This window comes from Dapis hubbardiae BLCC-M172 (genome assembly GCF_050016015.1).
In the GTDB taxonomy this organism is placed as follows: domain Bacteria; phylum Cyanobacteriota; class Cyanobacteriia; order Cyanobacteriales; family Microcoleaceae; genus Trichodesmium.
Map to the genome: position 1 here is coordinate 40,305 of NZ_JBNHEQ010000337.1, position 10,592 is coordinate 50,896.

8 protein-coding genes are annotated in these 10,592 nt (G+C 32.6%); 5 read left to right on the plus strand and 3 right to left on the minus strand.

Annotated elements, in window-relative coordinates; translation table 11 throughout:
* Positions 1–1,152: 1,152 nt before the first annotated feature.
* Positions 1,153–1,341 (minus strand): hypothetical protein, encoded by a 189-nt coding sequence (locus tag ACP6PK_RS31180; RefSeq protein WP_426565609.1) that lies wholly within the window; start codon positions 1,339–1,341, stop codon positions 1,153–1,155.
* A gap of 783 nt (positions 1,342–2,124) precedes the next feature.
* Between ACP6PK_RS31180 and ACP6PK_RS31185 the strand changes: the two genes are divergently transcribed.
* From ACP6PK_RS31185 to ACP6PK_RS31205, 5 genes are all read left to right on the plus strand, one after another.
* Positions 2,125–3,006 carry an ABC transporter permease gene (locus ACP6PK_RS31185; RefSeq protein ID WP_426565611.1) on the plus strand — a complete coding sequence of 294 codons (882 nt, stop codon included), beginning with the start codon at positions 2,125–2,127 and terminating at the stop codon, positions 3,004–3,006.
* Positions 3,007–3,447: 441 nt separating this feature from the next.
* Positions 3,448–4,311 carry an ABC transporter permease gene (locus ACP6PK_RS31190; RefSeq protein ID WP_426565613.1) on the plus strand — a complete coding sequence of 288 codons (864 nt, stop codon included), beginning with the start codon at positions 3,448–3,450 and terminating at the stop codon, positions 4,309–4,311.
* A gap of 602 nt (positions 4,312–4,913) precedes the next feature.
* A complete protein-coding gene (locus tag ACP6PK_RS31195; protein WP_426565615.1) occupies positions 4,914–5,978 on the plus strand; it encodes an ABC transporter substrate-binding protein in 1,065 nt (354 codons plus the stop codon).
* Between the two features lie 188 nt (positions 5,979–6,166).
* Positions 6,167–7,192: a patatin-like phospholipase family protein gene (locus ACP6PK_RS31200; RefSeq protein WP_426565617.1), complete on the plus strand. Its 1,026-nt coding sequence runs from the start codon at positions 6,167–6,169 to the stop codon at positions 7,190–7,192.
* A gap of 368 nt (positions 7,193–7,560) precedes the next feature.
* Positions 7,561–8,700, plus strand: coding sequence for an ABC transporter ATP-binding protein (locus tag ACP6PK_RS31205; protein ID WP_426565619.1), 1,140 nt, complete (start codon positions 7,561–7,563; stop codon positions 8,698–8,700).
* A 173-nt stretch (positions 8,701–8,873) separates the two neighbouring features.
* On the opposite strand, the gene ACP6PK_RS31210 is transcribed toward ACP6PK_RS31205, so the two are convergent.
* Complete coding sequence (locus ACP6PK_RS31210) at positions 8,874–9,716, minus strand: Uma2 family endonuclease (protein WP_426565621.1); 843 nt, start codon at positions 9,714–9,716, stop codon at positions 8,874–8,876.
* Between the two features lie 8 nt (positions 9,717–9,724).
* Positions 9,725–10,592: tetratricopeptide repeat protein (locus ACP6PK_RS31215; protein ID WP_426565623.1), on the minus strand; the 868-nt coding region annotated here is incomplete at its 5' end.

The following is a 10,592-nucleotide window of genomic DNA, read 5'->3' on the forward strand; positions in this document are numbered from 1 at the left end:
GCCACTTTTAGAAACTTATACAAACTTGGATATTTCCCTAGTCTGAAAATAATATTACTGTTCCCTCATGTATTTTAATTTACACTGCTACAGGCAAAAATTTGAAAAAATTAATAGTTAATAGTTATCAAAACCCTGTTCTCAAGGGTAAGTTTGAAGGTATAGTAGTCGTAAATTCAAACTAGCCAAAATACTCGCACCACTAATTTTAAAAATATAGTGGAAGTTGCTAAACTGAGACCTTGGAAAAGTTAACTCTTAACTGATATCTGATAACTAATAATTAGATATTTAAGTAGCTAAGAAAAATCAAATGTAAGATAACTGTAGGAAGTAAAATTTTCCCAACTATTAAGTGCCTAGGCAAAATTAATTACCTAATTTTATTCCCAAATCATAGAGAACATATGCTTTTCAGCTTGAAAGTATGTGTAATTAATTCTGTATAACTACTTATGACTCCTGATTACTCCTAATTGAAATTCACTTGATATCTGAAAAGGTACTTACTATAGTCAAGATAATATATAATTTCTGCTCAATTCATTTGGTAGGAAAAGGCAAGTTTTTTTATTAATTCATTTAATAATAAGTATCTCTATAAATCCTATTTTATTCGTGTCAAAAATATTACTACTTTTTAGGGCACAGGGAACAGGTGGGAGTTTCAGTTTTTTTATTTACTTTTTGACTTGTGACAACCTATGCGCGGATTGCTATAGGCAAAATTAATTATACCAATTCCCATGCATTATTGCTATACTTGGGCGATACTTCAGTTATTAACTGATATATACAATCATAATAATTTTTTTGCTTATTTTAGCTAGTTTAATGTTAATTATTCTTATGTTTGCTTCTCCGGTAGGGACGTTGCATGCAACGTCCCTACACTCCCCTACTCTGAAATAGATAAAGTTTTTGAGAAATGGTCTTACACATTTTGCAACCTGTTGCTTATTGCCTTTTTCAACTAGGACATTTATTTTGTATGACTACTTATTTGGTTAATTATAATAAATTTTTTTTGTCATACCCCAAATAACAGACTTAATAAAAAAAGTTTCCAAAAAAATTTGGAAACTTTGATAATAATTAATTTGTCTATGATCGGCAGCTTTTTTGCCCATGCTGCTCAACCTAATATTGTCTTTATATGGAAGTATAAGCTACCCAAACTTTTGATGTAAAAGATTTTGATGCAGATGGTTCTTGAGCAAGATTTGCTACTGTTGCTACAACTTTTACTTCTTGTATATTTCTAAAATATCCTTTTCTCTTAGTTTTAACTATATTTTTTTTCCAGATACCTTCCTGGTTATTTTTACTTAATTTTTTCATATTTTTTACTGAAGCTAGGTTATCTTTGATTGCTAAAGCTTTAACATTTTCCTTATACAATCATGCCAATTAATTGTCAGGATGAACATATATAAAAGTTGATATATTTCATTTTTCAAGATACTCTATATCTTCATTAAATCTTTAAATAAAATATTAGTGATTTTACATATTCTTTAAGATAGTATCATTAATTTGAGGGATGAAAACACTGAAGAGTTATCTATTCATAGATCTGTATATTTGTCAATATATTAAAGTTAACAAGTTTTTATACCTTAAGATAGTATAATATCAGGATTTGGTCTGATTACACAAAGTTGTAATTTTGTCAATATATAAAAGTTGGCTAATATATATATAGCCACTTTTTGACACTATCTCTCAAGTAGAACAGGTTTGATGTTACCACAAAGGAGTGATGTAGCAATTCTAAATGATTTGTCAAAAATCAAAAAATACATTAAAATTCTGAAACTTTTACCCCTGTTTCCTCATCACAAGAGATTTGTTTCATAACCAAAATAGGACTGGTATACTGATTTTCCATCTTTATTAAGTAGATATATTTTCATCTGAAAGTAGCGATCAAATCCAAAACAAAAAACTGTATTTGACTGATACTAATTTCCCCTGACTTAGTAGAAAGGTTATCACTAGACAGATTAATCCTTTTGTTAAACCTAAATCTACTCAACAATGACTGCCATAATTTTAATTTAACTGATTGACAAATAAACACCAATCTGATAATTATAATCTCTGACTTATAAGCTAATTAATATGTGGCAATCCCAGAAAAAACAGTCAACTTCAAACATTGAAAAATATCAACTAAAAAAATTACTAATTCTTCTATTTCCTGCAACTATCTGGCTATTAGCTTTCTTCATCATCCCTTTAGTGATTATTTTAATTTATAGCTTCTTAGAACGAGGTACTTATGGGGGTGTTATTTGGCAATTTACTCTAGATAACTATCAACGACTAGCTCAAGGAATATATTGGGGAATATTTTGGCGGTCTTTATTCCTCGCTTTAATTACAACTATAATTTGTTTATTAATTGGCTACCCCTTAGCATATTTTATTGCCACGATTCGACAACCTTGGCGTAACATTTTATTGATGCTAGTAATTATTCCTTTTTGGACTAATTTTTTAGTGCGTACTTATGCTTGGATAGTTTTACTTCGGACTGAAGGGGTATTTAATATTGCCTTACAAAGTTTGCAAATTACAAACGAACCTTTGACTCTTTTATTTACACCCTTTGCTGTGATTATTGGTTTGGTTTATGGCTACTTACCGTTTATGATTTTACCTTTATATGCCACAATTGAACGCTTTAATTTTTCTTTGTTAGAAGCTGCTCAAGATTTAGGTGCTAATGATTTACGAACCTTTTTTCGTGTAGTTTTACCATTAACAATGCGAGGTATAGTTGCAGGTTGTTTGTTGGTTTTTATTCCAGCATTTGGTGCTTTTATTACTCCTGATATTTTAGGTGGTGCAAAAACTATGATGGTAGGAAATTTGATTCAAAATCAATTTCTTAAAGCTAGAAATTGGCCGTTTGGCTCGGCATTATCAATTGCGTTGATGATTATTGTATTAATTCCAGTTATTATCTATTTTAGTATCTCGGAAGAGAAAAATAATTAAGCATTCAGCTTCAGGGAATTCAAAAGTCAAAATTAAGATTTTATAGGTTCAAAACTTTGATTTTGTAGTAGTAGTAATTTCAAGAAATTATTTCATAGCTATAGTTTCAAACTATAGCTATCCTATTTTAGTTGTAATATTTTCCTGGTAGTGGCGATTTCGTTCCGAATGCTGTCGCAAATGCATTTGCGGAGCATTCCGTAGGAAATCGCCACTACAATAGTCAGGAGTCAGAATTTTCAAGGTTTTTAGCCCAGACAAACTATTATAAAAACTATTACGACCTATTTAGGATTTCTATATTTACAACATTCTTTTTTTTACCTAACCTTAATAGTTGCGTGATGCTTAAAAATAGCTTCTCCAATTCATTCATTTTTCCTTTTTTTTTCAATATTCACTCCTTCTTCTTTCTTCCCTATTCCCTATTCCCTTTTGAAAATGAAACAAATTGATTTACTGATTCGTTCTCTTGGCAAATTTGGTTTATGGCTCAATGCGACCTTGGGTTTTGCCTTTCTTTATCTACCTATTTTTATCTTAGTAATTTACTCCTTTAATGATTCTCGTTTTAATGCTGTATGGCGAGGTTTTACTTTAAAATGGTATGGCAATTTATTACAAGGAGTTGCTGATAATACTGTTAGTGATGTGATGATTTGGGATGCGCTGAAAAATAGTCTTTTCGTCGCAACAATTTCAACATTACTAGCAACAATTTTTGGTACTATGATTGCCTTAGCATTAGAACGTTTTCGTTTTCCCGGACGTAATGTTTTAGAGGCGATACTTTTTTTGCCAATAATTATTCCCGAAATTACTATTGGTATTTCTTTATTAGTTTTCTTTTCTTTGGCGTTTCAGCTAATAGAAAATATTCTAGGTATTCGTTTAGTGTTAGGTTTACCCACAGTAATTATTGGTCATATAGTATTTAGTATATCTTTTGTTGTTGTAACTGTCAGAGCGCGAGTAGCTCAACTCGATCCTGCTTTAGAAGAAGCAGCTTTAGACTTAGGTGCTAATGAATGGCGAACTTTTTTTCGGATTACTTTACCCTTAATTTGGCCGGGAATTTTTAGTGCTGCTCTCTTAGCTTTTACCTTGTCATTGGATGATTTTGTGATTACTTTTTTCACTGCCGGAGTAGGTTCAACAACATTACCATTATTCGTTTATGGTATGATAAAATTTTCGGTAACTCCAGCTATTAATGCTATATCAACTTTGATGTTAGTGGCTTCCTTGATGTTGGTAATATCTTCTCTGTTTATTGATAAATTGGGAAATGAAAAAAATGCCTAAAATTACGGGAAAAAATCTTGAATGTCTAGAATTTAATTGATGAAAAAGGTAAGCATTTCCTTTCCTGCGGAATGCTGCGCAAACAGTTATCAGCTACTAATGAGATAAAAAATAAGACGAAGAGGTAAAAGCAACCCTTGAAATTGAGAGATAATTAAAGATTACTGTCAAAGTAAGGTCTTTTAACCTTATAAATAATTATTCATTATTTGCGCTCTAGCTGACTGTTTACAGAAAAAGACACAAATTTCTAGTTAATAAGGTAGTAGGTTTGAGGTTAAATTTAATGGCAGTTCAACCCCTAGCAATTATGAGCATCGTCAAGAAGCTGGAGTTTTCAACCTAATTGCTCCTTTTGCCCAAAACTAAAAACTTCTTATGGATAAAAAAGAAAAAAATTCCTTTTAGCCAATCCTTCTATTACAGAAGAGGTAATTATTAATTATTAATTGTTAATTATTAATTATTGAAACCTACCGACTTAATCAAAAACTAAGATAGGGTTGCAAAGCACACTTTATCTAAGCTACACTATTCTCACTTCTCCCATGAGTATATCCATCTAAAAAATTATTGTCATATCTCCTTTATTCCTTCTAACTATGAAAAAAATAATCACTTTTTTGTTGCTATTTAGCATTGCATTAATTTTGCCCATTGCTTGTACTAATAATCCCAATACTTCAGGAAATAATGTTCTAAGTATATACAATTGGTCAACATATATTGCTCCTGAAGTAATCACCGAATTTGAGAATAAATTTAATGTCAAAATTCAATACGATACCTATGAAAGTAATGAAGACCTTTATGCGAAAATTAAACCTGGAAATCCTGGTTATGATGTAGCTTTTCCAGCAGATTATATGGTTAAAATAATGGCGTCTGAAGGATTACTCGAAGAACTGAATCAAGAAAATATTCCTAATATAAAAAATCTCAACGAGAAATTTATTAATCCTCCATACGATCCGGAAAATAAATATAGTGTTGCTTATCAATGGGGAACAATGGGAATAGGTTACAACATCAAAGCAACAGGGGGTGAAATTAATAGTTGGTCAACCATGTTTGATGATAAATTTAAGGGGAGAGTAGCCTTATTAGATGATATGCGTAGTAGCTTTTCTATTGCTTTAATTTCTCTTGGTTATAACCCCAATACAACTAACCCTCAAGAAATTACTGAAGCAAGAGATTTTCTAATTAAAAATAAACAGGCGATCGCTGCTTTTGCACCAGACACAGGTCAAAACTTATTAGACCAAGGAGAGGTAGATTTAACCTGTGAATGGAGTGGAGATATTTTCCAAGTTATGAAAGAAAATCCTGACCTTCGTTACGCTATTCCCAAAGAGGGAAGTATCCTATTAACTGATAATATGGTTATTCTTAAAGGAACTAGAAATAAAGAGCTGGCAGAAAAATTTATTAACTTTATTCTTGAACCAGAAATAGGAGCAAAAATCTCTAATTTTATTAAGTATGCTACCCCAAACCAAGCAGCAAAAGACCAAGGTTTAATTGAAGCTGCTGACCTGAATAATTCTGCTATTTATCCTCCACCAGAATTATTTGCTAAACTTAATTATATTCAAGACCTTGGTCAAGCCACAATTTTATATGATGAAGCTTGGACAGAAGTTAAATTAGGAGTTGTTAATTAATTGATAATGAACAATGGATAATGGATAATTACCTGTTTAACAATTGATAATGAACAATGGATAATTATTTTTGAGCATCTGGGGATTAATTATCAATTATCCATTATTAGGAGAGGCTTTAAATCTTTGGGGATTAATTATCAATTATCAATTATCAATTATCAATTATCAATTATCCATTATCTATTATGACTTTCAAGATTCTGAGCATAGACGGCGGTGGAATTCGTGGACTAATATCTGTCAGAATAATTCAAGAAATTGAACAACAGATTCAAAAACTTAAAGGTCAATCTTTACATGAATACTTTGATTTAATTTCCGGTACTTCTACAGGAGCATTAACAACCGCAGCACTAGCTATTGGCATGAATACCAATGAAATTATCAACATTTATAAACATGAAACACAGGAAATTTTTCCCTATCAAAGCCGCTTGTGTCCAGAAAGACTTCCGTTAATTGCTAAATATGGAATTTCTGCTCCTAAGTTCTCTAATCAAGGTCTAATTAATGTCATAAAAAGGTATTTAATTAAAAATAAAGTACCCATAAAAATTAAGGATGTAGTTAAACCAAATATTTTGATAGTTGCCTATAATATGTCTACAGAAGAACCTACTTTTTTTGTTAATAAAGATAGCCAAGATAGTCTCTGGTATTCTGATATTCCTTTGTGGGAAATATGTGTATCCTCTGCATCTGCACCTACTTATTTTCCACCTTATGAATTAAAAAATAAAGGAGAAAGTTATGCCTATGTTGATGGAGGAGTAGCAGCAAATAATCCTACTTTAGCTGCAGTTAGTCACGCCATTAAACTAGGTTATAAGCTTGAAGAAATTTCTGTCATTTCTATTGGCACAGGTAAGAATACTAAAACTTATAAATTTGAAGAAATTGTTGATTGGGGTTTAACTGAATGGGCAATTCCTTTATTTAGTGTAATATTGAATGCTCAAGCGAGAATTGGCAACTTATACTCTCAACAAATATTAGGGTTTTGCAATGCTAGCACTTATCTACGTTTGCAGTTTAACTTAAACAGAATTAGTAAGTCTTTTGATGATGCTAGACCAGAAAATATTCTGCAGCTTATTGAAGCTGCAGAGTATTTTTTAAATCATAGTAAAGTTAATTATACAGAAATATATGACCAACCAAATTATATTTTTGTCAAGGAAGCGATTGCTAAATTTATTGCTCATAACTAATAATAAATTTGCTTTCCTTCTGTTATTTGTAGCTGTACATAAAAAATAATAGGAAAACTTGATATGTTTATTTGATTGACATACCGGGCATTAATTAATACTAATTAAATGAATGTTTGCTATAAATATTTAGGCTTTTTTTAGAATGTTTGGAGTCAGGATTTAGAATGAATAGCTTAATTTTTATCTTTTACCATTTATATTATATGTTTAGTCAAAAAGACGTCTTAATATAAAGTATTTTAATTCCTCTGATGATTCATAAAATTATTTTTGTAAAAAGGTATAATACTATTTATTAACAGCAAGAGAAAAATTTCAAATCTGATAGCTGACAGCCGAACGCTTACACTATAATTTACTCATAAATGGAAAACATAGCAGTCAATCTCATCAATATTGCCAAAATATTCCCTAGTCAAAATCAAAAAAAATTTATCGCTGTAAATAATATAAATCTCCAGATAAAAAAATCAGAATTTTTTTCCATACTCGGTCCGTCTGGATGTGGTAAAACTACCACATTAAGAATGATAGCTGGTTTTGAAATTCCCACATCTGGAGAAATTTATATTCAAGACAAATTAATGGGAAATAGTCCGCCATTTCATCGCCCAGTCAATACAGTTTTTCAGAATTATGCTTTATTTCCCCATCTCACAGTGGCAGAAAATATTGCCTTTGGATTAGAAATGGAAAATCTCCAGCGCTCAGAAATAAATCGTCGGGTAACTGATACTTTAGCTCAAGTAAAATTAATAGATATGGAAAAGCGTTATCCCCGACAATTATCTGGTGGGCAACAACAAAGAGTCGCTTTAGCAAGAGCATTAATTAAACAACCAGCAGTATTATTATTTGATGAACCTTTAGGTGCTTTAGATTTGAAATTACGCAAAGAAATGCAGTTAGAATTAAAACAAATGCAGCAAAGGTTGGGTATTACTTTTATATATGTTACTCACGACCAAGAAGAAGCTTTAACTATGTCTGACCGGATAGCAGTTATGCACCAAGGAGAAGTTTTACAAGTAGGAACTCCGGTAGAAATTTATGAACAACCAAAAACTCGTTTTGTGGCTGAATTTATTGGGGAAAGTAACTTTTTAACTGGGCGAATAACTGCACATCAAGAAGATAAAAGTTTGGTGTTAATAGATGAAGATTTGCCCTTATTAATACCCTCTGTTAATCATCTGCCAATAGATACAATTATTACCTTAGTTGTCAGACCGGAAAAAATAGAAATTTCCCCGCCAACTGTGACAGGAGAATCTGATTTTTCGGGGATAATAGAAAATTTGGTTTATATTGGTACAGATACTCGTTATGTTGTGCGATTAACTGACAAAACTAAAATAGTTATCCGCAGACAAAATCTTAATCCTTTTCATCTGAATCAATATGCTATTGGTGAGAAAGTTAAAGTTAATATTCCGGTGGAAAATATTAGTGTTTTAGCAGAAAAATTGTCAGAGCAAGAAAGGTTAAAGTTAGGGAAAAATTAGCAATTATTCTTAGCTAAATGGTAAATAGAAAACTATCATCGGATGATATGGGTATTTATGAGCGAGCGCTCTTCAAGTTAAGAAGTTGTTGTTGGGTTGACGCAGGAAACCCAACAACAACTTCTTACACTAAATCCAATGAGGGCGAATGCCATTCGCCCCTACATATATAGTTACAACTTTTCTGGATCGACACCAAGGGAACGCAACATTCGTTCAAGTTGTTCAGCTCGTTGTCGTTGCTGAAGTGCTTCCTCCTCTGGAGTCATAAACCTGTTCCCTTCAGAGTCATACCAATACAACAACTCTCGTTGATAACGGTAATAATTATTAACTTCAGTTCCTATCCCCAGAGCAATTTCTGGCATCCACACGGGATTTCCTTGTAAACGTTGATATGCTCCATTTAACAAACGATAAACTTCAAAACTTTCATGTTTGTCTCGCTTGAAATAGTCTGGGTTATAAATAACATAATACAAGACTCCCAACCGAGCGTAATCAGTCATTTTTTCATCATATTCGTCGCCATAAGTTTTAGAAACAATCTCTAATACGAAGCTTGGAACAATATAATTTTCCTCCCAAAGAATATAGGATGAGCGCAATTTATCATCTTTCAGTTTTGGAACTCCCAGACTCAGGAAAGCATCAGGAACTATAGCAACTCTAGGATTTGACCCTGTGGTGTGGAAAATTCCCATATTTATGCCAAAAAACCAATCAGAGCGATCGCCCCATAACTGATTTAAAATTAGCCATAGCAGGTTAGGAATTAGGATTTGTATTTCATGATCCACGGGTTTATCGTCTGAGTCTAGTAATTCGTCACTTGATGGTAGGTTGAGTAATTTGTTGTAGTTTACCATAATAATATGAATGTGACATTTGAGTTGTTTAATTTTAGCAAATAATTTAGCGATCGCTCTTTTGTGCAGAGGATTATTTTTTGCAGAATAAGATTTTACCATCAATATTGGGAAAAACTCCAATTTTGGTAAGGAGTTTGCAGACATTCTTACTTTTAACTTTTGACTTTTAACTTTTGAATTTCCTCAAGCAACTCCTGAAATTCTTGCAATTCTGGCACTCCTAATTCTGTGAAAATAGCGATCGCCTCATCGCAATACTGTCGTGCTGCATCTAAATTTCCTAAGTTTTGATGGGTTTCTGCTATATTCTTGAGAACTATTGCTTGATGATGACGGTTTCCTATCTCCTCAAATATCTCTAATGCTGCTTGTGAATATTCCAGAGATTCGGCATACTTTTCTAACTTGAGCAAAGTCTCTCCCCAGTTTGCTAGAGCAATACCCTCTCCAGAACGATCGCCTATTTCCCTGGCTATTTGTAAATGCTGCTGATGATACTTGATAGCTTTGTCATATTCTCCTAGGGAATTGTAAGCAATACCCAAATTCCCCAAAGCAATACCCTCCCCAGAACGGTTGCCTATTTCCCTAGCTATTTGTAAATGCTGCTGATGATACTTGATAGCTTTGTCATATTCTCCTAGGGAATTGTAAGCAATACCCAAATTCCCCAAAGCAATACCCTCCCCAGAACGGTTGCCTATTTCCCTAGCTATTTGTAAATGCTGCTGATGATACTCGATGGCTTTGTGATATTCTCCTAGGGAATCGTAAGCAATACCCAAACTCCCCAAAGCAATACCCTTCCCAGAACGGTTGCCTATTTCCCTAGCTATTTGTAAATGCTGCTGATGATACTCGATGGCTTTGTGATATTCTCCTAGGGAATCGTAAGCATTACCCAAATTCCCCAAAGCAATACCCTTCCCAGAACGGTTGCCTATTTCCCTGGCTATTTGTAAATACTGCTGATGATACTCGATGGCTTTGTGATATTCTCCTAGGGAATCGTAAGCATTA